General features: G+C 59.6%; 21 protein-coding genes and 1 pseudogene. 15 read left to right on the top strand and 7 right to left on the bottom strand.

What is annotated here, in order from left to right:
- Nucleotides 1-128 precede the first annotated feature (128 nt).
- Nucleotides 129-1,346 carry a bifunctional glutamate N-acetyltransferase/amino-acid acetyltransferase ArgJ gene (argJ, locus tag ACZZ0B_RS03450; RefSeq protein ID WP_008080378.1) on the bottom strand — a complete coding sequence of 406 codons (1,218 nt, stop codon included), beginning with the start codon at nucleotides 1,344-1,346 and terminating at the stop codon, nucleotides 129-131.
- 122 nt (nucleotides 1,347-1,468) lie between these two features.
- Nucleotides 1,469-4,204: a preprotein translocase subunit SecA gene (gene secA, locus ACZZ0B_RS03445; RefSeq protein WP_158831161.1), complete on the bottom strand. Its 2,736-nt coding sequence runs from the start codon at nucleotides 4,202-4,204 to the stop codon at nucleotides 1,469-1,471.
- Nucleotides 4,205-4,512: 308 nt separating this feature from the next.
- Between secA and ACZZ0B_RS03440 the strand changes: the two genes are divergently transcribed.
- On the top strand, nucleotides 4,513-4,968 hold the full coding sequence (locus ACZZ0B_RS03440; protein WP_008080387.1) for a DUF721 domain-containing protein: 456 nt from the start codon (nucleotides 4,513-4,515) through the stop codon (nucleotides 4,966-4,968).
- A gap of 80 nt (nucleotides 4,969-5,048) precedes the next feature.
- On the opposite strand, the gene ACZZ0B_RS03435 is transcribed toward ACZZ0B_RS03440, so the two are convergent.
- Entirely contained in the window at nucleotides 5,049-6,536 is a 1,488-nt protein-coding gene (locus ACZZ0B_RS03435) for a helicase HerA-like domain-containing protein (protein WP_463544378.1), read from the bottom strand.
- A gap of 186 nt (nucleotides 6,537-6,722) precedes the next feature.
- Here ACZZ0B_RS03435 and ACZZ0B_RS03430 point away from each other — a divergent pair.
- The 5 genes and pseudogenes from ACZZ0B_RS03430 to ACZZ0B_RS03410 all read left to right on the top strand — a co-directional run.
- Nucleotides 6,723-7,754, top strand: a pseudogene (locus tag ACZZ0B_RS03430) (HAMP domain-containing protein); the annotation flags it as partial.
- Between the two features lie 93 nt (nucleotides 7,755-7,847).
- Entirely contained in the window at nucleotides 7,848-8,612 is a 765-nt protein-coding gene (locus tag ACZZ0B_RS03425; RefSeq protein WP_371043227.1) for a methyl-accepting chemotaxis protein, read from the top strand.
- A gap of 166 nt (nucleotides 8,613-8,778) precedes the next feature.
- The gene (locus ACZZ0B_RS03420) at nucleotides 8,779-9,891 is read left to right on the top strand and encodes a glycosyltransferase family 4 protein (protein ID WP_463544377.1); all 1,113 of its coding nucleotides are present in this window, start codon (nucleotides 8,779-8,781) and stop codon (nucleotides 9,889-9,891) included.
- On the top strand, nucleotides 9,884-10,660 hold the full coding sequence (locus ACZZ0B_RS03415; RefSeq protein WP_463544376.1) for a DUF2334 domain-containing protein: 777 nt from the start codon (nucleotides 9,884-9,886) through the stop codon (nucleotides 10,658-10,660). The genes ACZZ0B_RS03420 and ACZZ0B_RS03415 overlap by 8 nt, the downstream gene beginning before the upstream one ends.
- Complete coding sequence (locus ACZZ0B_RS03410; RefSeq protein ID WP_008080397.1) at nucleotides 10,657-11,652, top strand: lysylphosphatidylglycerol synthase transmembrane domain-containing protein; 996 nt, start codon at nucleotides 10,657-10,659, stop codon at nucleotides 11,650-11,652. The genes ACZZ0B_RS03415 and ACZZ0B_RS03410 overlap by 4 nt, the downstream gene beginning before the upstream one ends.
- 72 nt (nucleotides 11,653-11,724) lie before the next feature.
- Here ACZZ0B_RS03410 and ACZZ0B_RS03405 read toward each other — a convergent pair whose 3' ends face one another.
- Complete coding sequence (locus ACZZ0B_RS03405) at nucleotides 11,725-11,901, bottom strand: hypothetical protein (protein WP_008080399.1); 177 nt, start codon at nucleotides 11,899-11,901, stop codon at nucleotides 11,725-11,727.
- An 84-nt stretch (nucleotides 11,902-11,985) separates the two neighbouring features.
- Nucleotides 11,986-12,834, bottom strand: coding sequence for a formyltetrahydrofolate deformylase (purU, locus tag ACZZ0B_RS03400; RefSeq protein WP_007912774.1), 849 nt, complete (start codon nucleotides 12,832-12,834; stop codon nucleotides 11,986-11,988).
- Nucleotides 12,835-13,173: 339 nt separating this feature from the next.
- Between purU and mvaT the strand changes: the two genes are divergently transcribed.
- The gene (gene mvaT / locus ACZZ0B_RS03395; RefSeq protein ID WP_007933316.1) at nucleotides 13,174-13,551 is read left to right on the top strand and encodes a histone-like nucleoid-structuring protein MvaT; all 378 of its coding nucleotides are present in this window, start codon (nucleotides 13,174-13,176) and stop codon (nucleotides 13,549-13,551) included.
- A 98-nt stretch (nucleotides 13,552-13,649) separates the two neighbouring features.
- Here the strand turns inward: mvaT and sbcB are convergent, their stop codons facing one another.
- The gene (gene sbcB, locus ACZZ0B_RS03390) at nucleotides 13,650-15,080 is read right to left on the bottom strand and encodes an exodeoxyribonuclease I (protein ID WP_440094605.1); all 1,431 of its coding nucleotides are present in this window, start codon (nucleotides 15,078-15,080) and stop codon (nucleotides 13,650-13,652) included.
- Nucleotides 15,081-15,261: 181 nt separating this feature from the next.
- Here sbcB and ACZZ0B_RS03385 point away from each other — a divergent pair, with 181 nt between their 5' ends.
- From ACZZ0B_RS03385 to ACZZ0B_RS03350, 8 genes are all read left to right on the top strand, one after another.
- The gene (locus ACZZ0B_RS03385) at nucleotides 15,262-15,987 is read left to right on the top strand and encodes an RDD family protein (protein WP_008080403.1); all 726 of its coding nucleotides are present in this window, start codon (nucleotides 15,262-15,264) and stop codon (nucleotides 15,985-15,987) included.
- Complete coding sequence (locus ACZZ0B_RS03380; protein ID WP_463544375.1) at nucleotides 15,984-16,961, top strand: stage II sporulation protein M; 978 nt, start codon at nucleotides 15,984-15,986, stop codon at nucleotides 16,959-16,961. Before ACZZ0B_RS03385 ends, ACZZ0B_RS03380 begins: the two co-directional genes overlap by 4 nt.
- The gene (locus tag ACZZ0B_RS03375; RefSeq protein ID WP_463544374.1) at nucleotides 16,948-18,495 is read left to right on the top strand and encodes a DUF4129 domain-containing protein; all 1,548 of its coding nucleotides are present in this window, start codon (nucleotides 16,948-16,950) and stop codon (nucleotides 18,493-18,495) included. The genes ACZZ0B_RS03380 and ACZZ0B_RS03375 overlap by 14 nt, the downstream gene beginning before the upstream one ends.
- Nucleotides 18,492-19,655 (top strand): DUF4350 domain-containing protein, encoded by a 1,164-nt coding sequence (locus ACZZ0B_RS03370; protein ID WP_463544373.1) that lies wholly within the window; start codon nucleotides 18,492-18,494, stop codon nucleotides 19,653-19,655. Before ACZZ0B_RS03375 ends, ACZZ0B_RS03370 begins: the two co-directional genes overlap by 4 nt.
- The gene (locus ACZZ0B_RS03365; RefSeq protein ID WP_008080411.1) at nucleotides 19,652-20,653 is read left to right on the top strand and encodes an AAA family ATPase; all 1,002 of its coding nucleotides are present in this window, start codon (nucleotides 19,652-19,654) and stop codon (nucleotides 20,651-20,653) included. Before ACZZ0B_RS03370 ends, ACZZ0B_RS03365 begins: the two co-directional genes overlap by 4 nt.
- 109 nt (nucleotides 20,654-20,762) lie before the next feature.
- Complete coding sequence (locus ACZZ0B_RS03360) at nucleotides 20,763-22,094, top strand: DUF58 domain-containing protein (protein WP_463544372.1); 1,332 nt, start codon at nucleotides 20,763-20,765, stop codon at nucleotides 22,092-22,094.
- A gap of 203 nt (nucleotides 22,095-22,297) precedes the next feature.
- On the top strand, nucleotides 22,298-22,513 hold the full coding sequence (locus ACZZ0B_RS03355; protein WP_440094763.1) for a hypothetical protein: 216 nt from the start codon (nucleotides 22,298-22,300) through the stop codon (nucleotides 22,511-22,513).
- A 540-nt stretch (nucleotides 22,514-23,053) separates the two neighbouring features.
- Nucleotides 23,054-23,431, top strand: coding sequence for a DUF6124 family protein (locus tag ACZZ0B_RS03350; RefSeq protein ID WP_463544371.1), 378 nt, complete (start codon nucleotides 23,054-23,056; stop codon nucleotides 23,429-23,431).
- Between the two features lie 70 nt (nucleotides 23,432-23,501).
- Here the strand turns inward: ACZZ0B_RS03350 and ACZZ0B_RS03345 are convergent, their stop codons facing one another.
- Nucleotides 23,502-23,861: a PilZ domain-containing protein gene (locus ACZZ0B_RS03345; protein ID WP_440094593.1), complete on the bottom strand. Its 360-nt coding sequence runs from the start codon at nucleotides 23,859-23,861 to the stop codon at nucleotides 23,502-23,504.
- Between the last annotated feature and the right edge of the window lie 101 nt (nucleotides 23,862-23,962).

The following is a 23,962-nucleotide window of genomic DNA, read 5'->3' as shown; positions in this document are numbered from 1 at the left end:
CAGAATTTTTGGTACCTGATGGGGCGCCATCGCGAGCAGGCTCACTCCTACAGGGAATCTGTGGCGTTTACAAAACCACTGTAGGAGTGAGCCTGCTCGCGATGGCATCGACTCGGTCTCAGGTTAGATCAAGTGCGGTATTCAGCGTTGATCTTCACGTATTCATGCGACAGGTCGGTGGTCCAGATGGTTTCGCTGCAATCGCCGCGACCCAGTTCGATGCGGATGGTGATTTCTTCCTGCTGCATCACCGCCGAACCCTGCGCCTCAGTGTAGGTCGCCGCACGCGCGCCACGGCTGGCGATGCACACCTCGCCAAGGAACACGTCGATTTTGCTCACGTCCAGATCCGGCACGCCGGCACGACCGACGGCAGCCAGAATGCGGCCCCAGTTCGGATCGGATGCGAACAGCGCGGTCTTGATCAGCGGCGAGTGTGCCACGGTGTAGCCAACGTCGAGGCATTCCTGATGGTTGCCGCCGCCATTCACTTCAACGGTGACGAACTTGGTCGCGCCTTCGCCATCACGCACGATGGCCTGGGCGACGTCCATGCACACTTCGAATACCGCTTGCTTCAGTTTGGCGAACAACTCGCCTTCGGCGCGGGTGATTTCCGGCAGTGCAGCCTTGCCCGTGGCGATCAGCATGCAGCAGTCGTTGGTCGAGGTGTCGCCGTCGATGGTGATGCGGTTGAACGACTTGTTGGCGCCGTCGAGCATCAAGTTGTGCAGCACGTCGCGGGAGACTTTGGCGTCAGTGGCAATGTAACCGAGCATGGTCGCCATGTTCGGGCGGATCATGCCCGCGCCTTTGCTGATGCCGGTAACGGTGATGGTCACGCCGTCATGCTCGAACTGGCGGCTGGCGCCCTTCGGCAGGGTGTCGGTGGTCATGATGCCGGTGGCGGCGGCTTCCCAGTTGTTTTCCGACAAGTCGTCCAGCGCGGCTTGCAGTGCGCCTTCGATCTTCTCGACTGGCAGCGGCTCGCCGATCACACCAGTGGAGTACGGCAGGATCTGCTCGGCAGCAACGCCGGTCAGTTCCGCCAGTTTGGCGGTGGTGCGTTCGGCAGCGGCCAGGCCAGGCTCGCCGGTACCGGCGTTGGCATTGCCGGTGTTGGTCAGCAGATAACGCACGGCGTTCTGTACGCGCTTCTTCGCCAGGATCACCGGCGCGGCGCAAAAGGCGTTCAAGGTGAACACGCCCGCCACGGTCGAGCCTTCGGCGCAGCGCATCACGACGACATCTTTGCGCCCGGGACGCTTGATGCCGGCCGAGGCGATACCGAGTTCAAAACCGGCAACCGGGTGCAACGTTGGCAAAGGACCAAGACCAACAGCCATGAATGCGCTCCTTACTCAATGATGTCAGCACCGCCAATCGATGCGGCGGTGATTTAAATGGCAAAACGCCGCGACGGCAGGAGCCGGTCGCGGCGCGGGTATTTCAGCGATTGAAACGGGTTTTACTGAATCTGCCCGTGGCAATGCTTGAATTTCTTGCCCGAACCGCAGTAGCACAGTTCGTTGCGGCCCAGCTTCTGCTCGTTGCGAACCGGTGCGGCGGCGAGGGCCACATCGACCTCTTCACCGAGCAATTCCGGTTGCTCCAGACCTGGCGCTTCAGCGTGTTCGAACTGCATGCGGGCGGCCAGTGCTTCAGCTTCCTCACGCAGACGTTGCTCTTCGGCTTCCGGGTCTTCGCGACGAACCTGAACGTGCGACAGCACACGGATCGAGTCGCGCTTGATCGAATCGAGCAGCTCGGAGAACAGCGTGAACGACTCGCGCTTGTACTCTTGCTTCGGGTTCTTCTGGGCGTAGCCACGCAGGTGGATGCCGTGACGCAGGTGATCCATGGTCGACAGGTGGTCTTTCCACAGGTCGTCCAGCACGCGCAGAACGATTTGCTTCTCGAAGGAGCGCAGTGCCTCGGCACCCGCCTGGTCTTCTTTCTCGTTGTACGCGGCAATCAGCTCGGCCATCAGCTTCTCGCGCAGGGTTTCTTCGTACAGGTGATCGTCTTCGTCGAGCCATTGCTGGATCGGCAGTTTCACGCCGAAGTCGCTGGCAATCGTCGCTTCCAGACCGGCCACGTCCCACTGCTCTGGCAGCGATTGCGGTGGAATGTGGGCGCTGACGGTGGCGTTGAGTACGTCCTGACGGAAATCGGCGATGGTTTCACCGATGTTGTCAGCGGCCAGCAACGTGTTACGCATGTGATAAATCACTTTACGCTGTTCGTTGTTGACATCGTCGAACTCGAGCAGTTGTTTACGAATGTCGAAGTTACGGCCTTCAACCTTGCGTTGCGCCTTCTCGATCGCGTTGGTCACCATGCGGTGCTCGATCGCTTCGCCCGGCTGCATGCCCAGGGCTTTCATGAAGTTCTTCACTCGATCAGAAGCGAAGATGCGCATCAGGCTGTCTTCCAGCGACAGGTAGAAGCGGCTCGAACCGGCATCGCCCTGACGACCGGCACGGCCACGCAGCTGGTTGTCGATACGGCGCGACTCGTGACGCTCGGAAGCAATCACCTGCAGACCGCCGGATTCCAGCACTTGCTGGTGACGCTTCTGCCAGTCGGCCTTGATCTGGGCAATCTGCTCAGGCGTCGGGTCTTCCAGCGACGCGACTTCAACTTCCCAGTTGCCGCCCAACAGGATGTCGGTACCACGACCGGCCATGTTGGTGGCGATGGTCAGTGCGCCCGGACGACCGGCCTGCGCGATGATCTCGGCTTCTTTTTCGTGGAACTTGGCGTTGAGAACCTTGTGTTCGATGCCTTCCTTCACGAGCAATGCGGACATGTGCTCGGAGGTTTCGATGGTCGCCGTACCCACCAGCACCGGACGGCCGGCCGCCATGCTTTCCTTGATGTCGGCAACGATCGCCGCGTACTTCTCTTCGGCGGTGAGGAACACCAGGTCGTTGAAGTCTTTACGCGCCAACGGTTTGTTCGGCGGAATGACCATCACTTCCAGACCATAGATCTGATGGAATTCGAACGCTTCGGTGTCAGCGGTACCGGTCATGCCGGACAGCTTGGTGTACAGACGGAAGTAGTTCTGGAACGTGGTCGAGGCCAGGGTCTGGCTCTCGGCCTGGATGTTCAGACCTTCCTTGGCTTCGATGGCCTGGTGCAGGCCTTCGGACAAACGACGGCCCGGCATGGTACGACCGGTGTGTTCGTCGACCAGTACGACCTGGCCGTCCTGCACGATGTATTCGATGTTGCGGTTGAACAGCTTGTGCGCACGCAGACCGGCATAGACGTGGGTCAACAGACCCAGGTTATGCGCCGAGTACAGGCTCTCGCCTTCAGCCAGCAGGCCGACGCGGGTGAGCATGTCTTCGATGAACTGGTGACCGGCTTCGTTGAGTTCGACCTGACGGGTCTTCTCGTCAACGGTGTAGTGGCCAGCCTTGGTGACTTCGCCTTCGACTTCTTCAACGTGCAGTTCCAGCTGCGGGATCAGTTTATTGATCTCCATGTACAGCTTGGAGCTGTCCTCGGCCTGACCGGAAATGATCAGCGGGGTACGCGCTTCGTCGATGAGGATGGAGTCGACTTCGTCGATCACGGCAAAGTTGAGTTCGCGCTGGAATTTTTCTTCCATGCTGAACGCCATGTTGTCGCGCAGGTAGTCGAAACCGAATTCGTTGTTGGTGCCGTAGGTAATGTCGGCGGCGTAGGCCAGACGTTTCTCTTCCGGCGGCTGGAACGGCGTCACGACGCCGACGGTCAGGCCGAGGAATTCATACAGCGGGCGCATCCAGTTGGCGTCACGACGCGCCAGGTAGTCGTTCACCGTCACAACGTGCACGCCCTTGCCGGACAATGCGTTGAGGTAAACGCCCAGGGTTGCCACGAGGGTTTTACCCTCACCGGTGCGCATTTCGGCGATCTTGCCTTCGTGCAAGGTCATGCCACCGACGAGCTGTACGTCGAAGTGGCGCATACCCATGATGCGCTTGCCGGCTTCGCGGGCGACCGCAAAGGCTTCTGGCAACAGCTTGTCGAGGGTTTCCCCTTTGGCGATGCGGGCCTTGAACTCAGCGGTTTTGGCGCGCAATTGATCGTCCGAAAGGGCCACCATTTGCTCTTCGAAGGCATTGACGAGCTGCACCGTCTTGAGCATGCGTTTGACTTCACGCTCGTTCTTGCTTCCAAAAAGTTTCTTTAACAAAGGCGCAAACATATCGGCAGGATCTTCCACACTAAAGGGATGGAGGGCGGCCCCGTGAGCGTCGCCCGTGCAGCCCTCATGGCCGCATGCGAACGAGCATTCTACCCGGAAACGGAAGTGAGGAAAGTGGCGATGTTCCACGATGCTGGCACTGCGCTTTGACGGGGCTCACTTAAAATAGGGGCGTTTTGCTCAACTTCAAGTCATAAAAGGCAGAAGTTAGTCGTTGATTTAATGGGTAAAGCGGGGGCAAAAGCAATGGGCGAGTGATTTCGGCCTTTCTGCTACCATGGCGTTTCTGTTACTTCAGGTGTTCAATCATGGCATTTCGCCCTCTTACGGCCAGAGCACCCGCCGTTCTCCTGCGCGAAGCCAAGCCGCTCAAAGCCATTCTCGGCCATGCCCAGCGACTGGGGCATTTGCAGCGTCTGCTCGAAAGCCAACTGCAACCTGCCGCCCGCGAACATTGCCATGTCGCCTCGTGGCGTGAGGGCAGTTTGTTGCTGATTGTCACCGATGGCCACTGGGCCACACGCCTGCGTTACCAGCAAAAACGCTTGCAGCGGCAATTGCAGATGTTTGACGAGTTCGCCAGTTTGACGCGGATTCTGTTCAAAGTGCAGCCGCCGACGGTGCAGCGCGCGGTGGTTGGCAATACGATGGATTTGTCGACGGATGCCGCGGCGACAATTCAGGCGACGGCGGACGGGATCAGTGATCCGGGTTTGCGTGCAGCGCTGGAACGATTGGCGGCACACGCCAAAGACAAAACCTGAAGCAAGGTCAAAAGATCGCAGCCTGCGGCAGCTCCTACATTAACTCCTGTAGGAGCTGCCGCAGGCTGCGATCTTTACTTTCAGCGGCGTTTGCTGCCGCCTAATAAAGAGCCCATCAGGCCGCGTACCAGTTGTTTGCCCAAATTGTTGGCGGCCTGGCGCATGGCGGATTTCAGTGCCTGGCCGGCGGCTGTGCCGAGGAATTCTCCGGCCCTGTCGGCCAGGCTTGGCTCTTCAGGCGCGGGTTTTGCGTCGGCGGTTTCGGCCTCAGGCGCCAGGCCTTTACGGCCCATGAGTATTTCATACGCCGATTCACGATCGATCGGCTTGTCATAGCGCCCCTTGAACGGCGACCCGGCGATCAGCAGCGTATGCTCGGTTTCCGTCAGCGGCCCGATCCGCGATTGCGGCGGTGCCACCAGCACACGCTGAACCATCTCCGGCGTGCCCTTCTCGGCCAGCGTGCCGACCAATGCCTCGCCGATGCCCAACTCGGTCAGCACCGACAACGTGTCGAACGCCGGATTCGGCCGGAAGCCGTCCGCCACTGCACGCAGGGATTTCTGCTCCTTGGCGGTGAATGCGCGCAAGCCGTGCTGCACGCGCAGGCCCAGTTGCGCCAGCACATCATCCGGCAAGTCCGCCGGCGATTGCGTGACGAAATACACGCCAACGCCTTTCGAACGAATCAACCGCACCACTTGTTCCAGGCGCTCTTGCAAGGCCTTGGGCGTATCGCCAAACAACAAATGCGCTTCATCGAAAAACAATGCCAGCAGCGGTTTGTCGGCATCGCCGCGCTCCGGCAGCTGTTCGAACAACTCCGCCAGCAGCCACAGCAAAAACGTTGCGTAGACCTTTGGCGCCTCATGCACCAGACGACTGGCATCGAGCAGATGAATCCGTCCACGCCCATCGGCCGCCGGCTGCAAAATATCTTCCAATTGCAGCGCCGGTTCGCCGAACAGGGCTTCGGCGCCCTGCTGTTCCAGCGTCGCCAGACGGCGCAGCAGCGCCTGACTGGAACCGGTAGTCATCAGCGCGGCGTCCTCGCCGAGCATTTGCGGGTTGTCCTTGAGGTGATTGAGCAGCGCCTTCAGGTCTTTCAGGTCCAGCAGCAACAACCCTTCGCGATCGGCCACTTTAAAAGCGGCATACAACGCCGCCTGTTGGCTGTCGGTGAGTTCCAGCAGGCTGCCGATCAACAGCGGCCCCATTTCACTCAACGTCGTGCGCAATGGATGACCGGACTGACCGTGGATGTCCCACAAGGTCACCGGATACGCCTGCGCCTTGTAGTCGAGCCACGGCATCCCGGCGATGCGCTCGGCGACCTTGCCCTGCGGGTTGCCGGCAGCACCGAGGCCACACAGGTCACCCTTGATGTCAGCGGCGAAAACCGCGACACCGGCGTCGCTGAACGCTTCGGCCAGACGCTGCAAGGTCACGGTTTTACCGGTACCGGTCGCGCCGGCGATCAGGCCGTGGCGGTTCGCCAGGCGCATGGCCTGACCAATCGGTTGCGCGGTGAGATCGGCGCCGATTACGAGTTGCGATGAGTCAGGCATTTTGTCACCCATGGTTAATCTTTGATTCACTTTGGCCGATAGATAAAGCGTGAACCTGACTGAAAAGTCGGTCGGACATTTCCCTAAGGAGAGTCGGAAATATCAGTTTGCATTCACCTTTGCCCATATTGCGCGCCTTTATAAAAGCACGCCCAGGACATTAAGACCTTAGCGGAACCCCAAGCCATGAACAAAAATCTGCGCTTCAGCCATAAAATTTTGCTTGCCGCCGCCCTCATCGTCATCGCCGCCTTCGCCTCGTTTACGCTGTACAACGACTGGCTACAGCGCAACGCGATCCGCGATGACCTGAACAACTACCTCAACGAAATGGGCGAGGTCACCGCCGGCAACATCCAGACCTGGCTCAGCGGTCGCATTCTGCTGATCGAAAACGCCGCCCAGAACATCGCCATCAACCCGGAACCGGCCAACGTCGCCAGCCTGCTGGAACAGAAGACCCTGACCTCGACGTTCATGGCCACCTATCTGGGCGATGCCACCGGGCACTTCACCATTCGCCCGGACACGAAAATGCCAGACGGTTTCGATCCGCGCGTGCGCCCTTGGTATAAAGGTGCCGAGAGCAGCAGCACCTCGACCCTGACCGAACCGTACATCGACGCCGCCACCGGGCAACTGATCATCTCCATCGCCACCGCCTCGAAAAAGGCCGGTCAGAGCGTCGGCGTGGTCGGCGGCGACTTGAGCCTGCAATCGCTGGTCGATACCCTCGCCGCCCGCGATTTCGACGGCATGGGTTATGTGTTCCTGGTCAGCGCCGACGGCAAGATCCTCGTGCACCCGGACAAGGCCCTGGTGATGAAATCACTCAAGGAAGCCTATCCACAGGACACCCCGCGCATCAGCAGCGATTTCAGTGAAGTCACCGTTGATGGCAAGACCCGCATCGTCACCTTCGCGCCAATCAAAGGCCTGCCTTCGGTGAACTGGTACATCGGTTTGTCGGTTGATAAAGACCAGGCGTTCGCGATGCTCAGCGAGTTCCGCACCTCGGCAGTGATTGCGACAATCATCGCCGTGGCGATCATCATCGCGTTGCTCGGCATGCTGATCCGCCTGCTGATCCAGCCGCTGCACGTGATGACCCGCGCCATGGAAGACATCGCCGACGGTGAAGGCGACCTGACCAAACGCCTGACCATCGTCAATAACGATGAATTCGGCATTCTGGGTACCGCTTTCAACCGTTTCGTCGAGCGTATCCACAGTTCGATTCGCGAAGTGTCGTCAGCCACCGGCCAGGTCAACGAAGTGGCGCTGCGCGTGGTCGCCGCGTCGAACTCGTCGATGTACAACTCCGATCAACAAGCTTCGCGCACCAGCAGCGTGGCCGCCGCGATCAATCAGCTCGGCGCCGCCGCGCAGGAAATCGCCCGCAACGCCGCCCAGGCTTCGAATCAGGCCAGCGATGCTCGCGGCCTGGCAGAAGACGGCCAGCAAGTGGTGGATCGCAGCATCAAGGCAATGAACCAGCTGTCGAGCATGCTCAGCGCGTCGAGCAGCAACATCGAGTCGCTGAACAGCAAAACCGTGAACATCGGTCAGATTCTTGAAGTCATCACCAGCATTTCCCAGCAAACCAACCTGCTGGCGCTCAACGCGGCGATTGAAGCGGCGCGTGCCGGTGAGGCTGGCCGTGGTTTCGCGGTAGTCGCGGATGAAGTCCGTAACCTCGCGCACCGCACCCAGGAATCTGCGCAACAGGTGCAGACAATGATCGAGGAGCTGCAAGTGGGCGCCCGTGAATCGGTGAGTACCATGAGCGACAGCCAGCGCCACAGTCAGGACAGCGTGGAGATCGCCAACCTTGCCGGGGAACGCTTGAACAGCGTGACGCAGCGCATTGGCGAAATCGACGGGATGAACCAGTCGGTGGCCACGGCGACTGAAGAGCAGACTGCCGTTGTCGAGTCGATCAACGTTGATATCACCGAGATCAACACGCTGAACCAGGAAGGCGTGGAGAACCTGCAGGCGACGTTGCGGGCTTGCTCGGATCTGGAGCAGCAGGCTTCGCGGTTGAAGCAGTTGGTGGGTAGTTTCCGCATCTAAGATTGAAAGATCGCAGCCTGCGACAGCGCCTACCGGGATTCGAATGTAGGCGCTGCCGCAGGCTGCGATCTTTTTGCATCTGCCCCCCCCGTTGTAATCCCGACCGAACATCTATTCTGGATAAAGGTCAACCAAGGGAGAACCACGCAGCGGAGGGTTGATCACCGTGCACATCGCCGACATCACCATGTTCTACGCCCCGGCCAGCGGTGGCGTACGGACGTATCTGGATGCCAAACATCGTCGCCTCGGCTTTAAGCCTGGCATTCGTCACAGCCTGTTGATCCCCGGTGCGCATTTCGGCGAAGACGACGGCGTTTACACGGTTCCCGCCCCCGCCCTGCCCTTCGGCAAGGGCTATCGCTTCCCGCTGCGGCTCGCGCCATGGCGAAACGTCCTGCAGGATTTACAGCCCGATCTGATCGAAGTCGGCGATCCGTACCTCACCGCCTGGGCCGCACTTGATGCGCGCCGGCAACTCGACGTGCCGGTGATCGGTTTCTATCACTCGGACCTGCCGCTGCTGGTCCGCAATCGCATGGGCCATTGGCTCACGCCGAATGTCGAAGCCTACGTCACCAAGCTCTACGGCAATTTCGATCGAGTGCTGGCGCCAAGCCAAGTCATGGCCGACAAGCTCAGCAGCCTCGGCGTACGCAATGTCTTCGTGCAACCGCTGGGCGTCGATTTGCAAACTTTTCATCCGCACGCTGGCGACCGCAATCTGCGCGCCGAATTGGGCCTCGCCGAAGACACGCGCCTGCTGATCTTCGCTGGACGAGGCTCGAAAGAGAAAAACCTGCCGGTGCTGCTCAAATGCATGCAGCGGCTGGGCCCGCGTTATCACCTGTTGCTGGTTGGCTCGTCGATGCCCGCCGTGGTGCCGGACAACGTCAGTGTCATCGATGAGTTCTGCCCGGCCCCACGGGTCGCGCAATTGATGGCCAGTGCCGATGCGTTGCTGCATGCCGGCGATCAGGAAACCTTCGGCCTGGTGATTCTTGAAGCCATGGCCTGCGGCATTCCGGTGGTGGCCGTGGCGGCTGGCGCGTTTACCGAAATCGTCAATGAATCGTGCGGCCTGCTTTGCACGCCGAACAACCCGCAAGCCATGGCCAATGCGGTGCGTGAGCTATTCAGTCGTGGCAACACCCGGCTTGGCCAGCAAGCCCGCCAACATGTCGAACAGCATTACGCCTGGGACACGGTAGTGGACAGCCTGCTGGGTCACTATCACGCCGTGCTCGGTGATTCGTTGCCCAGAGTTGCCAATGGCTGAGCCCCTCGCCACACCCGCCGTGTTGCTGGTGCTGCACGATGTAGCACCTTCGACGTGGGCGGATTACCAGCCGTTTGTCGAAGCGATCGACGCCCTGGGCAACGTGCCGATGACGTGGCTGGTCGTGCCGGACTTCCACCGCCACGACACGCTCGACGCTCATCCGGCGTTTTCTCGAATGCTCAGCGAACGCGTGGCACGCGGTGATGAACTGGCGCTGCACGGTTATTACCATGACGATCAGGAACCCGGCCCGCACACCCCGCGAGACTGGTTCATGCGCCGCGTTTATACCCACGAAGGCGAGTTCTATCGGTTGTCCCACGACGCCGCCCTGACCCGCCTGCGCGCCGGTGTCGAAATGTTCCAGCGCCACAACTGGCCACTGCACGGTTTCGTCGCCCCGGCCTGGCTGATGAGCGACGGCACCCGCCAAGCCTTGCGCCAATTGCCGCTGAGTTACACCAGCGACCCGCAACATCTTTATCGTCTGCCGGACTTCACCCCCATAGCGGCCCCCGGTCTGGTCTGGAGCGCCCGCAGTGCCTGGCGTCGAGGCCTGTCAAAAATGCTCAGCGATCAGCGGCAGCAGCGCTGGCGCCAGGCGCCGGTGATTCGGCTAGGCTTGCACCCCGTGGACATGCGTCACCGTTTTTCCCGTGATTATTGGCTGCACACTCTTCAACAACTGCTGGCGGATGGACGCGTACCGATGAGCAAAATCAACTGGCTGGCACAACAGCGCGGTCAACTGGAACACGTCGCATGAGTCGCGGCATTCTGTTACTGATCGGCTTGCTCGCGGCAGTGCTGATCCCGGTGGTGCTGGGCGGCGGCGAAATCTGGGCGCGTCTGCAAAGCTTTCCGCTGCACTGGCTGCTGGTCATGTTCGGCATGATCCTGCTTTGCTGGGGCATCAATACCTTGCGTTTACGCTTGTTGCTCGGCGATCAGTGCGAGCGCGTCACGCCACTGAAAAGTCTCGGCGTGGTCATGGCCGCTGAGTTCGCCTATTGCGCCACACCCGGCGGCAGTGGCGGGCCGCTGACGATCATGGCGTTACTGGCGCGCAGCGGCGTACGTCCGGCGCGTGGCAGTGCGGTGTTTGCCATGGACCAGCTCAGCGATTTGCTGTTCTTTCTCTGCGCGTTGAGCGGGATTCTGATTTACGCGCTGTTCCAGCACCTCAGCGATCGCCTGGAATGGCTGCTGATGGTCAGCGCCGTGTCGTTGTTTGGCGGCCTGTTCAGTTGCGTGTTGCTGGCACGTTACCACCGCGCCCTGATCCGTCTGAGCGGTCGTCTGTTAGCGAGGATGAACGTCAAGGCCGGTACCCGTCGCCGTTGGGCGCGCAAACTGCTGCACTTTCTCGCCGCGTTTACCGACACGTTGAAATTGCCCTGGCAAACCCTGGCCAAGGTGTTCGCCCTGACCTGCGTGCATTGGCTGCTGCGCTACAGCGTGCTGTATCTGGCCCTGCGCGGGCTGGGCGCAGACTTGCAGTGGGCGTGGAGTTTTCTGGTGCAGATGCTTTCGCTCGGCGCCGGGCAGTTCAGTCTGTTGCCAGGGGGCGCGGGGGCGGCGGAATTGACCTCGGCGGCCCTGTTGGCGCCGATGGTGGGGAAATCGACGGCAGCAGCGGCGATTCTGATCTGGCGGGTGGTGACGTATTACTTTTATCTGGTAGTAGGGGGACCGGTGTTTTTGTTGATGCTGGGGCGGCCGTTGCTGAGGAAACTGATGAAAGTGCGTCAAGCTTAAAAGATCGCAGCCTTCGGCAGCTCCTACAGGGATAAGGGTTCAATGTAGGAGCTGCCGAAGGCTGCGATCTTTTCAGGCATCCACCGTTTCATCATCAGACTCCGGTTTGAGTTGTTCCCACAATTCAGCTGCACCGGGAAACTCGGTGCCATCCTCCGGGCTCATGTCCTCCGGGTCGTAGCGACTCAAACAACCCTCGCCCAACGTCGCCGGTGCTTTGGAAGTGGCTTTGTCCAGTGGATCGGTCATGGCTTTTCCTCAAAGCAGAAATGACAAAGGGTCTGGACGATTGAACGCCCAGACCCTTGGTTTTTCAAGCCTGCGGGCGTTCGATCAGAACACCACGGTCTTGTTGCCGTGCACCAGCACGCGATCTTCGAGGTGATAACGCAGGCCACGAGCCAGCACCATCTTCTCGACGTCACGGCCGAAACGCACCATGTCTTCGATGCTGTCGCTGTGGCTGACACGTACCACGTCCTGCTCGATGATCGGGCCGGCATCCAGCTCTTCGGTCACGTAGTGGCAGGTCGCGCCGATCAGTTTCACGCCACGCAGGGAAGCCTGGTGGTACGGCTTGGCGCCGACGAACGACGGCAGGAAGCTGTGGTGAATGTTGATGACCTTGTGTGCATATTCGCGGCACATGTCCGGCGGCAGGATTTGCATGTAGCGCGCCAGCACCACCACTTCGGCGTCGTGCTGTTTGACCAGACGCGACACTTCATCGAAGGCCGGTTGCTTGTCCTGCGGATTGACCGGCACATGGTAATAAGGGATGCCGTGCCACTCGACCATGCTGCGCAGGTCGTCGTGGTTGGAGATCACGCAGGAGATTTCGCAATCCAGCTCATCGCTGTGCCAGCGGTGCAGCAAGTCCGCCAGGCAGTGGGATTCGCGGCTGGCCATCAATACAACGCGCTTTTTCTGCTCGGTGTCGGTGATGCGCCAGTCCATCGAGAACTCTTCAGCGATCGGTGCAAACTTCTCGCGCAACACTTCAATACCGAATGGCAGCGAGTCGGCACGAATTTCGTGACGCATGAAGAACCAGCCCACCTGATTATCCGAGTGGTGGCTCGCTTCGGTGATCCAGCCATTGTGGGCTGCCAGAAAATTACTGACTTTGGCAACGATGCCAACGCGGTCCGGGCAAGAAATCACCAGACGAAAAGTGCGCATGAGGGGAAGACTCCAGAACTTCGCAAAGGCCGCCATTCTAGCGACTGCGCGGGAAAACTGCAGTATTGATCGGCGCACGGGTGGGTTTGGGCTGACGATACGGCTTTTTGACGGGGATAAACGTCAACGTGATGGCGCTCTAATGGCGCCGCATCAACAGATCTTTGTGAATATCTGTGATGACTGCATCACACTATTTAACGGAACAATCAATTCATGCCTATTAATCGTAACTAATTTAAATAAAAACTCCGGTTAAATGTTTACTTGATGAAACAGCCTGACTATTATTGCGGCACTGTCCCCTGCCATTCAACACCTCCACATAAGGTAGTTCTCATGTCCTTGATCAACGAATATCGCGCCACCGAAGAAGCTATCAAAGAGCTGCAAGCCCGTTTGAAGAACCTGTCGCAAGACGACAAACTGCAAACCGAGCTGGAATTCGAAGGCAAACTGCGCACCCTGATGGGCGAATACTCCAAGTCGCTGCGTGACATCATCGCGCTGCTGGACCCAGAGTCGAAAACCAAAGCACCACGCGGCGGCGCAGTAAAAACAACCGGCACCAAGCGTGCTCGCAAAGTTAAACAATACAAAAACCCGCACAACGGCGAAGTCATCGAAACCAAAGGTGGCAACCACAAAACTCTGAAAGAGTGGAAAGCCAAGTGGGGCGGTGACGTGGTTGAAGGCTGGGCTACCCTGCTGGGCTAAGCCGCAACGCCCGTCGCTGATTGATCGGTGACGAAAAAAAACGCCAGCCAATGCTGGCGTTTTTTTATGCCCGACATTTATGCCGGGCATGTTCGATTTCAAAGATCCAAACGTTTGCGTAATGCCTGGACATAATTCTGCCATTCATTGATCACCGCGCTCTGCATCGGCGTCGCACTAAGCAGCCATTGCTCGGCCGTGTTGATAAATGATGTCAGGGTATTCGGCGCCCCCCATTCAGGCACCGACAAACGCTGCTGGCAAAATATTCTCCAGCGCTCTTGCTCTTCAGAATTCAACGTATCGGGAAAGTTACGCGCTCGATATCGAAAGAGTAATTCAGGCAAACGTTCATCATCGAAAGGCCATTGCTCTTGCGCTAATTGTGCCGGATCGGACGCTCTCACTTGCTCACATAGACGGCGGTCGCGATCACCGATAAATCCGTCGTACAACTGTTGTTCCGGATCTTCGCTGGGGGTGAAATCTTCGCTGGCATAAATCGCCGCCACTTTATCTTTCCAAACTTGTTGTGCGTCAGTTAGTCGCAGTGCTCGCGCCTGATAAAGCGCCATGTCCAGACCCAGTCGCTGCTGATCTTCGGCGCGCAACACCGACAACGGTGCCACCACCGGGCAACGATTGATGTGAATCAGCTTGAGCGGTACCGGCAATTCGCCTTCGAGCAAATCGTCGCGGCGCGTGTAAAGGCGCTGGCGCAGGGTTTGCGCATCCAGGTCGAGCAAGCCCTGCGGGTCGAGGTGCAAGTCGCAGACAATCAGCGCATTGCGGTTTTTCGGGTGCCAGGCCAACGGCATGACCACGCCGACGTAACTGCGCGCCGCCGAGAAGCGCCCGGAAATATGCACCAGCGGCTGCAACAGACGAATCTGATCCATGACCTTCTGTTTGCTGCGCAATTGAAACAGCCAGTCATAGAGCTTCGGCTGTTTCTCGCGAATCAGTCTGGCCAGCGCGATGGTCGCGCGCACATCGGATAACGCTTCGTGGGCATGACCGTGATCGATGTTGTTGGCGGCGGTCAGGCGTTCAAGCTTGAGGGTGACGCGGCCCTCGTCATCGGTCGGCCAGACCAGGCCGTCCGGGCGCAATGCGTACGCGGCGCGCACCACATCGATCAGATCCCAGCGACTGTTGCCACCCTGCCATTCCCGGGCGTAGGGATCGAAGAAGTTTCGATACAGGCTGTAACGCGTCATTTCGTCGTCGAAACGCAAGGTGTTGTAACCCGCGCCGCAGGTGCCGGGCGCGGCCAGTTGCGCGTGTACGCGGGTCATGAAATCGGCCTCGCTCAAACCTTTTTCGGCGAGCTGGCTGGGGGTGATGCCGGTAATTGCACAGGCCGCCGGGTGCGGCAGGATGTCTTCGCTGGGCTGGCAGTAGAGGTTGACCGGCGCGTCGATTTCGTTGAGCTCATGGTCAGTGCGAATCCCGGCGACCTGCAGCGGGCGGTCGTTACGCGGATTGATGCCAGTGGTTTCGTAGTCGTACCAGAAGATTGAAGTCACGGGCGGTTCCTGAACTGAAGATCGGCAAAGTCTAGGCGCTCAACCCTTGTCGCGGCCAGCCTCGCGTCATTTCTGCACGTTGCCTCACACGCGGTGCAATACATAGTGATGTCGTTTCCCCCCGAGAGGCTGCTAGCATCGGACGCACTTGCACCCCGAACAGGCGAACATCAGGTAGCCCATGCTCGAGACCACAGCACCGCCAAGGAAAGCACCGCTGGCCCCGCCGCTGGATACGCGGCATCAGGTCGAAACGCCGGAAGGCATCGACCTGCCCCTGCGTCCGGCCGGATTGATGGTGCGGTCTGTGGCGTTCGCGATCGATCTGGGCATTCGCGGTGTAATCGCGGGCGTGCTGTTTATCGCACTGGCGTTCCTCGGCAAGCTGGGGCTGGGTCTCGGTTCGTTGCTGCTGTTCGCCATCAGCTGGTGGTACATGGTGCTGTTTGAAGTGCTGCGTCAGGGCCAGTCGCCTGGTAAACAGTGGATGGGCCTGCGCGTGGTCCACGATGACGGCACACCGGTGGGCTGGTCGGCTTCGTTGCTGCGCAACCTGCTGCGCTTCGTCGATCTGCTGCCGTTCGGTTACTTTCTCGGCACCCTCAGTTGCCTGCATCATCCGACGTTCAAACGCCTCGGCGACATTGCCGCCGGCACGCTGGTGGTCTACAGCGAACGCAAGCTGACCCGCCCGCAACTGCCCGAGGCCGAACCGCGCCGTTCACCCGTTGTGCTGACCCTCAGCGAACAACGCGCGGTGCTCGGGTTTGCCGAACGTCAGGGCGAATTGTCAGCAGCGCGGGTCAATGAACTGGCCGCCCTGCTCGCCCAGCCGCTGCATATCTCCGCGCCCAAAGCCGTGACGGAACTCAACGGCATCGCACGCGGCTTGTTGGGCCCGACATGAAGCAAAGCCTCTTCGAAAGTCGCCACAAGGCCGAATGGGAGCGTTTCGCGCTGGCCCTCGAACGTCTTGAACGCGGCAAGGACACCTCGCAGGTCAGCGCTTTCCCCAAAGCCTATCGCCGACTTTGCCAGCACCTGGCGTTGGCGCAGGAGCGCGGTTACAGCAGTTTCCTCATCGACTCGTTGCAACAGCAAGTGTTGCGCGGGCATCAGCAGTTGTATCGCCATCGCAGTCGTCTCGGGGCCAATCTGCTGAGCTTTATCCTCGCCGGTTTTCCGCGACTGGTGCGCGCCGAATGGCCTTTTGTGCTGGTCGCGGCGCTGTTGTTTTTCGGCAGTCTGATCGGTGTTGGTGTGTTGGTGTATGGGTTTCCCGAGCTGGTTTACAACCTGATCCCCGCCGAACAGGTGCGCGAGATGCAAGGCATGTACGACCCCGTCGCCGGCCACCTCGGTCGTCCCGCCGAGCGCGCGGCCAGCGAAGACTGGGTGATGTTCGGTTACTACGTGATGCACAACATCGGCATCGCCTTCCAGACCTTCGCCAGCGGATTGCTGATGGGCATCGGCAGCGCGTTCTTTCTGTTCTACAACGGGCTGGTGATCGGCGCGGTCGCCGGGCACCTGACCGAGATCGGTTTCGGCCAGACCTTCTGGCCGTTCGTCATCGGCCATGGCGCCTTCGAACTGACGGCGATTGCCCTCGCCGGCGCGGCCGGCCTGAAACTCGGTTGGGCGCTGATTGCCCCCCGGCGCCTGACCCGCGCCGAAGCCTTGAAACGCGCGGCGCGCAAAAGCGTGTTGCTGGTCTGCGGAGTGATGGTGTTTCTGCTGATCGCGGCGTTCATCGAGGCCTATTGGTCGTCGAAAACCAGTGTCGCCCCGCTGACCAAATACCTGGTCGGCGCCGGGCTCTGGTTAGTGGTCGCGACCTATCTGTTGTTCGCCGGAAGGAATCGCCATGCGCCTGAGTGACGCCACGGTGGTGATCCGTCCACGCACGAACTGGGAAGCCATGGATCTCGGCGTGCTGATGTCTCAGCAGCACCGACGTCTGTTGATGACCAGTTGGGCCATCGTCACCCTGCCGCTGTTTGCCGTGCTCAGTCTGCTGCTGTGGGATTCTCCGTCGCTGGCGGTGTTTATTTTCTGGTGGTTGAAACCAGCCTACGAACGCCTGCCGCTGTACATCCTTTCCAAAGCACTGTTCGGCGAAACACCGACGCTCAAGCAAGCGCTGCGCGAGTGGCCACGGCTGCTCAAACCTCAATTGCTGGCCAGCCTGACCTGGCGCCGGCTGAGTCTGAGCCGCAGCTTTCTGATGCCAGTGATGCAACTTGAGGGCCTCGATGGCAACGCGCGACAGCAACGGGTAACCGTGCTGTTGCAGCGCAACGCGGGCGCTGCGCAATGGCTGACGATCATCGGCGTGCATCTGGAAACGGCGTTGTGGATCGGCTTGATGGTGCTGTTCTACATGCTCCTGCCGCAGCCGATTGAAACCGATTGGGACTGGCAATCGCTGATTCTTGCGGCGGATCACGACTGGCGCTGGCTGGAGCACCTGACCAATGCTTTCTATGCGCTGGTGCTGGTGGTGTGGGAGCCGATCTACGTCGCCTGCGGGTTCAGCCTTTATCTGAACCGCCGCACGCACCTGGAAGCCTGGGACATCGAACTGGTGTTCCGTCGCTTGCGCCAACGCCTGAACAACGCTGTGCTGGGTCTGCTGCTGGCGGTGTGTCTGATATTGCCGAACGTGCCCTCGGTGTGGGCGGCCGAAGCTGACAGCGGTCCCGATGCTCCGCGCTTGTTGAATCAGCCGCTGACCAGCCAGGCCTCGCGCGACAGCATCAAGGCCCTGCTCGAACAGCCGCCGTTCAAGAACAAGGAGTCCGTCACCCGCTACCGTTTTGGCGAAGACCCGGCAGCGCCAGCCAAGGATTCAGAGCCCGGTGAAGCACCGCAGTGGCTGAAGACGCTGCTGGGATGGCTCGAGGGTCAGCATTTCAACACGCTGGCCAAGCTGATCGAGGTGCTGCTGTGGGGCACGGTGATTGCCTTGCTCGGCTGGCTGATCTGGTATTACCGTGAATTTCTGCGAGCCTTCGTCAGCCGCCGCCCGTCCCTGCTGGCCAAACCCAAGCGAGCGCTGCCGCAACAAGCCTTCGGCCTGGATTTGAACCGCGACACCCTGCCCGACGACATCGCCACCCGCGCCGAACAACTCTGGCAAACCCAGCCCCGCGCGGCGCTGAGCCTGCTCTATCGCGGTCTGCTCAGCCACCTGCTGCATGACTTTGCGCTGACCTTGAAACCCGCCGACACCGAACATCAGGTGCTGGCGCGCGTTGAACAATTGCAGCGCCCGGAGTTGCTCGCATTCAGCCGCGAACTGACCACTCATTGGCAGAACATGGCCTACGGGCATCGAATCCCGGCGGCGCATCTGCAACAGCAATTGTGCGATGGCTGGCGCGCCCTGTTCGGTCACGGGGCCCGGTCTTGAACCGGCGTTCACTGTGGTGGACCGGCGCGCTGATCGGTACGCTGCTTGTCGCGTTGAGCGTTTTTCTGTTCCTCAAGGCCAAGCCTTATCAGGAAGAAGTCGATCATGGCCCCTCGCCTGCCGTGCAGGCCAATCCGTATCTGGCGGCAGAGCTGTTCTTACAGCAACGCGGCCTCAACGTCAGCCACGCCGAAAGCCTCGCCATACTCCCCGACATCGACCCACGTCGACACACGCTGCTGTTGTTCAACGACCGTTCACGCATGACCCCGCGTCAAGTCGAGCAAGTCCTCAACTGGACGCGCGCCGGTGGGCGGCTGGTGTTTGTCGCCGAGTCGATATGGGACGAGCAGACCCGCCAGAGCAACGATCTGTTGCTCGATCGGGTGCAACTGCATCAGTCGCTGAGCAAAGACCTCAAGGAGCCGCCCAACGATCAGGAGCCAGAGCGCTTCCCGCAATTGACCAAGCTCTATCTGGAAGATGAAGACGCACCGGCCTATGCCGGTTTCGACACCGACTTCCACCTCGACGACCCGAAAGATCTCGCGCAGGCCTGGGCCAACAGCGCCAAGGCCACGCACATGATGCAACTGCCCTACAGCCTCGGCTCGATCACCGTGGTCACCGACGCCGAGTTGTGGAAGAACAAAACCATCAGCCAATACGACAATGCCTGGCTGCTCTGGTACCTGAGCGCCGACACCGACGTCACGTTGATCTACAACACTGAACACGACGGGTTGCTGACCTTGCTTTGGCGCTACTTCCCGCAGGCCATCGTCGCCCTGCTCGCCTTGATCGGCCTGTGGCTGTGGCATGTCGGCGTGCGTCATGGCCCGCTCCAGGCGCCGGCCCCGAGCGGGCGGCGACGGTTGCAGGAGCATCTGCGCGCCAGCGCCGATTTCGTCCTGCGCCACAATGGTCAGCAAGCATTGCTGCAAGCGCTGCAACAGGACGTGTTGCGCCGCGCTCGACGCCGTCACCCCGGATTTGATCGATTGAATGTCGCCGAACAATGGCTGGCGCTGTCACGCCTGACCCGCCAGCCGACCCGTGCCATCAGCCAGGCCCTGAGCCCGGTTGCGAACCAGCGTTTGTCCAGCGCCGAGTTCTGCCGTCAGGTCGCCCACCTGCAAACCTTGAGGAACACGCTATGAATGAACAGACCGAGCCCGGCAGCGCCAGCCACGCCGCCCAGCAACGCCAGCGCGCCAGTCAACTGGCGCAGGCGGTTCGCAGCGAATTGCAGAAAGCCCTGATCGGCCAGAATCAGGTGATCGACGACGTGCTCACGGCGTTGATTGCTGGCGGCCACGTGCTGCTCGAAGGCGTGCCAGGGCTGGGTAAAACCTTGCTGGTGCGCGCATTGGCGCGTTGCTTTGGTGGCGAGTTCGCGCGTATCCAGTTCACCCCGGACCTGATGCCCAGCGACGTTACCGGCCACGCCGTGTACGACCTGCAGACCGAGCAGTTCAAACTGCGCAAAGGCCCGCTGTTCACCAACCTGCTGCTGGCCGACGAGATCAACCGCGCCCCGGCGAAAACCCAGGCGGCATTGCTCGAAGCGATGCAGGAGCGCCAGGTGACGCTTGAAGGTCGCGCCCTGCCGATCGCGCAACCGTTCATGGTGTTGGCAACGCAGAACCCGATCGAACAGGAAGGCACCTACCCCCTGCCCGAAGCCGAGCTCGACCGGTTCATGCTCAAAGTGCGCATGGATTACCCCGACGCCGAACAAGAGCTGAACATGGTGCGTCAGGTCAGTCGCTCGACCCGCGCTGACATGCTCGATGTGCAACCCCTGCGCACGGTGTTGCAAGCCAAGGATGTGCAAGCCCTGCAACGCATTGCCAGTGATCTGCCGATGGATGATCAGGTGCTCGATTACGCCGTTCGGCTGGCACGCAGCACCCGCACCTGGCCGGGGCTGACCCTGGGTGCCGGGCCGCGCGCCTCGATTGCGCTGGTACGCTGCGCCCGTGCCCGCGCGTTGCTGCGCGGCGGCGAGTTCGTGATTCCCGACGATATCAAGGGCTGCGCGCTGGCCGTGCTGCGCCATCGCGTGCGCATCGCTCCGGAGCTGGACATCGAAGGCTTGCAAGTCGATCAGGTGTTGCTGCAACTGCTCGACCAGATCCCGGCGCCGCGCCTGTGAAATCCGTGTTGGGCAGAAAAGATCGCAGCCTTCGGCAGCTCCTACAGATGTTCCATGTAGGAGCTGCCGAAGGCTGCGATCTTTTCAACGAACAGCCCGGTGCCATGCCATGAAACCTTCAAGACTCCTATTGATCTGGCTGACACTGCTACTGGCCATCGGCATCGTCCTCGGCGCCTTGCAGGCATTGGAAATCGACCTCCCGCCCAGCCTGCTGTCGATCAACTGGGGCTTGCTGCTCGCCCTGCTGACCCTCGCCGCCATCGATGCCCTGCGCCTCAAGCGCCTGCCCGCCGTTCGCGTCAAACGGCAAATGCCCGGCAGCCTCGCGCTCGGGCGCTGGGGCGAAGTACGCCTGGAGGTGGAGCACGACTTCAGCGAGCCGCTGCACCTGCAACTCTTCGACCAAGTGCCGGACGGCCTGATTTTTGAGAACCTGCCGCTGAACGTCAAATTGCAACCCGGCAAAATCAGCCACATCGGCTACCGCCTGCGCGCCCTCAAACGTGGGCACTTCAGCTTCGAACACTGCGAAATCAATCTGCCGAGCCCTCTGGGTTTATGGTCAGGCAAACGCCTGCTCGACGTCACCGGTCACACCCGCGTCTACCCGGATTTCGCCCGGCTCTATGGTGGTGAACTGCTGGCGGTGGACAACTGGCTCAGCCAGCTCGGCGTGCGGCAAAAACAGCGCCGTGGTCAGGGTCTGGAATTCCATCAACTGCGCGAATTCCGTGAAGGCGACAGCCTGCGCCAGATCGACTGGAAAGCCACCGCCCGCCAACGCACACCGATCGCCCGTGAGTATCAGGACGAACGTGATCAGCAGATCATCTTCTTGCTCGATTGCGGACGCAACATGCGCAGTCAGGACGATGAACTGTCGCACTTTGACCATGCGCTGAACGCCTGTCTGCTGCTCAGTTATGTGGCGTTGCGTCAGGGTGATGCGGTGGGCATGTGCACGTTCGCCGCTGAGCATCCGCGTTACCTTGCGCCAATCAAGGGCACCGGGCAGCTCAACGTTTTGCTCAACAGTGTTTACGACCTCGACAGCAGTCAACGCCCGGCGGACTATCAGGCGGCGATCCGTCCACTGCTGGCCCGGCAGAAACGCCGAGCGCTGGTGGTGCTGGTGACCAATGTGCGCGAGGAGGACGATGAAGAACTGCTGAACGCGGTCAAGCGCCTGAGAAAGCATCATCGGGTGCTAGTCGCAAGTCTGCGCGAATCCGCGATTGACCAGCTGCAGCAGACGCCCGTTCAAACGTTAGATGAGGCGCTGGCATATTGCGGGACTGTTGACTATTTGAATTCACGCAACGAGTGTCATGAACATCTGATCGCTAATAGCGTTACGACTCTGGATGCACAGCCTCAGGCATTGGGGACTGAGCTGGTAACACGCTATTTGAGCTGGAAGAAGTCTGGCTCGTTTTGAACGTTCGACTTTCCGTCCCATCAACGCTCAGCTGATAGAAATCGTACGTGGGTGCTAGATGTGTGAAAAAAAACACTCACACCCTTTGCATTAAAAAGATTGCTGACAATCGTAATCAATCGAGCACTTCAACCCTTTCAGTGCTTTCCACCCTCCCAAAAAACTGGTGCTATGCTTTCTTTTTTTCGAAAGGAATCGAAGCTATGTCACCTGAATATTCGTTATCCGATGTACTGGAAAGGATCTATGAGAATCAGCTTGGGTTAGAGGCGGCCCTTATGGAGTTAGCACTACAAGTAGAAAAGGAAGGCTTTACGGACGTCGGTGAAAACGTCCGAGGTGCGCTATGTAGGGTTGGTGAAAATGCTGGCTACATAAAGCAGGGCATAGCAAAGATCAAAGGAAGAAACCTCAAATAAATGGATTAGCTACGTGTTCAAACTTCGGCTGGGGCCATTCAAGGGAACCACAAGATAAAAATTTCTCCAGAGATTTGGCCCCAGCGACCTCAATTCAAAAACCCGCCTGCCACGACTTCAGAAAATTTGCGAGGCCCGTCTACTTTTTAAGCACATCTGGTAGATGCACGTAGCCATAAGGTCCGACAGTTTTCGGGAGTTTGAAAACTTCCCTTGGCATTCGGGAATTAAGACTACAAGGTTTGGTGCCGTTGCCTACGCAGTCACCGGAATGGGCTGACTGACACTCTAAGGGATGCCGCTTAGATTAGGCATTGTCGCTGACATTCAGCGGCCAGGTTTAGTCGCCTGATATGAGACAAGGTGCAAGGCTTCATCCGGTCGGGTTTCCTACTCCCGTACTTGATGGTGGCTGTGTGCAGGGCACCTTCGGGTGCGCCGGAAAAGCCTTGTTTCCACCGGTCGACTAACCTGCACATAGCTGCCTCCCTTCATTTAGTCGCGAAGCGGAGGCAGCACCTAATAAAAGGAAACAAGGCAATGACAAAGGCATCCACGAGTCCTCCTGAGATAGATTCCGTCGATACATCACCCTACGCCTCCCCCGATTCAAAAAAGCTCCACGAAGCTGCCGAACGCGCGCTCGACCACTACCTCAAACCCCATCCTGCCATGCGCAACTCCGTTGATCGCGCCATGCAAATGTTCGTCGTCGCCCCCGACATCAATCCCGAAGCCATCGCCATCCAGACCTACGAAACGTTTTCGTCGGTGAGCATTCTTTTGCTGGATCTGGCGGACAGCCTAGAAGACAAACCACGGCACTTGGCGATGGCGATTTATCAGTTGAGCGAGATGGGGTTGTTGTTGGCGGAGAAGGTGCTCGACAGTGAGCGCGCAGTTGCCATGAACGGATGAAGACCAAAAGATCGCAGCCCTCTGCAGGAACTGCCGCAGGCTGCGATCTTTGGCTTTGGCGTTTGCTGTATCAGGCGGAAGCTGGCAGCGGCTGAAAACTGAAGTACTGCTTCAACGCCTGCACCAGTTGCCCGTACTCCGGCGGCGGCCGGTGCAGGCTGAAACCCGCGTCATAATGCTGCGGGGTCGCGTCTTCATGGCACCACAGGCAACACGCCGTCAGGTCGATGACCTGCTGGCAGCCTTCATCCATGGGAATTTTCAGACGCAGCTTGAAATCCACACCGATCATCATCGGTAACTGGCTGATGAGCATCAGCCCGTCTTCGGAGACGTTGCCGAGAAAGCCGATCGGTTTGTCGGTAATGCTGTTGAACACTCTCAGAAAGTACGGCAGTTGATGCCGTTCGATTCGGCGGTCGGTAAACATGCGCAGTTCGCCAGGCAGGGCTCCGTCACGGAGCCGCACTTTTGCTTCGGAACGAACCTGCCTTGCAGGCCCGCTCTCCCCGCTTCCGGTGTGCCGATCGC

The sequence above is a fragment of the Pseudomonas sp. AC247 genome (assembly GCF_979258015.1).
The sequence above is the reverse complement of the archived record's forward strand: the minus strand, read 5'-3'. Positions and strand labels throughout refer to the sequence as shown.

What these genes read in the sequence shown, in the direction of transcription:
- argJ (WP_008080378.1), bottom strand. Translation starts at nt 1,346, where the DNA reads ATGGCTGTTGGTCTTGGTCCTTTGCCAACGTTGCACCCGGTTGCCGGT.
- secA (WP_158831161.1), bottom strand. Translation starts at nt 4,204, where the DNA reads ATGTTTGCGCCTTTGTTAAAGAAACTTTTTGGAAGCAAGAACGAGCGT.
- ACZZ0B_RS03440 (WP_008080387.1), top strand. Translation starts at nt 4,513, where the DNA reads ATGGCATTTCGCCCTCTTACGGCCAGAGCACCCGCCGTTCTCCTGCGC.
- ACZZ0B_RS03435 (WP_463544378.1), bottom strand. Translation starts at nt 6,536, where the DNA reads ATGCCTGACTCATCGCAACTCGTAATCGGCGCCGATCTCACCGCGCAA.
- ACZZ0B_RS03425 (WP_371043227.1), top strand. Translation starts at nt 7,848, where the DNA reads ATGTACAACTCCGATCAACAAGCTTCGCGCACCAGCAGCGTGGCCGCC.
- ACZZ0B_RS03415 (WP_463544376.1), top strand. Translation starts at nt 9,884, where the DNA reads ATGGCTGAGCCCCTCGCCACACCCGCCGTGTTGCTGGTGCTGCACGAT.
- ACZZ0B_RS03410 (WP_008080397.1), top strand. Translation starts at nt 10,657, where the DNA reads ATGAGTCGCGGCATTCTGTTACTGATCGGCTTGCTCGCGGCAGTGCTG.
- ACZZ0B_RS03405 (WP_008080399.1), bottom strand. Translation starts at nt 11,901, where the DNA reads ATGACCGATCCACTGGACAAAGCCACTTCCAAAGCACCGGCGACGTTG.
- purU (WP_007912774.1), bottom strand. Translation starts at nt 12,834, where the DNA reads ATGCGCACTTTTCGTCTGGTGATTTCTTGCCCGGACCGCGTTGGCATC.
- mvaT (WP_007933316.1), top strand. Translation starts at nt 13,174, where the DNA reads ATGTCCTTGATCAACGAATATCGCGCCACCGAAGAAGCTATCAAAGAG.
- ACZZ0B_RS03385 (WP_008080403.1), top strand. Translation starts at nt 15,262, where the DNA reads ATGCTCGAGACCACAGCACCGCCAAGGAAAGCACCGCTGGCCCCGCCG.
- ACZZ0B_RS03380 (WP_463544375.1), top strand. Translation starts at nt 15,984, where the DNA reads ATGAAGCAAAGCCTCTTCGAAAGTCGCCACAAGGCCGAATGGGAGCGT.
- ACZZ0B_RS03375 (WP_463544374.1), top strand. Translation starts at nt 16,948, where the DNA reads ATGCGCCTGAGTGACGCCACGGTGGTGATCCGTCCACGCACGAACTGG.
- ACZZ0B_RS03365 (WP_008080411.1), top strand. Translation starts at nt 19,652, where the DNA reads ATGAATGAACAGACCGAGCCCGGCAGCGCCAGCCACGCCGCCCAGCAA.
- ACZZ0B_RS03360 (WP_463544372.1), top strand. Translation starts at nt 20,763, where the DNA reads ATGAAACCTTCAAGACTCCTATTGATCTGGCTGACACTGCTACTGGCC.
- ACZZ0B_RS03355 (WP_440094763.1), top strand. Translation starts at nt 22,298, where the DNA reads ATGTCACCTGAATATTCGTTATCCGATGTACTGGAAAGGATCTATGAG.
- ACZZ0B_RS03350 (WP_463544371.1), top strand. Translation starts at nt 23,054, where the DNA reads ATGACAAAGGCATCCACGAGTCCTCCTGAGATAGATTCCGTCGATACA.
- ACZZ0B_RS03345 (WP_440094593.1), bottom strand. Translation starts at nt 23,861, where the DNA reads ATGTTTACCGACCGCCGAATCGAACGGCATCAACTGCCGTACTTTCTG.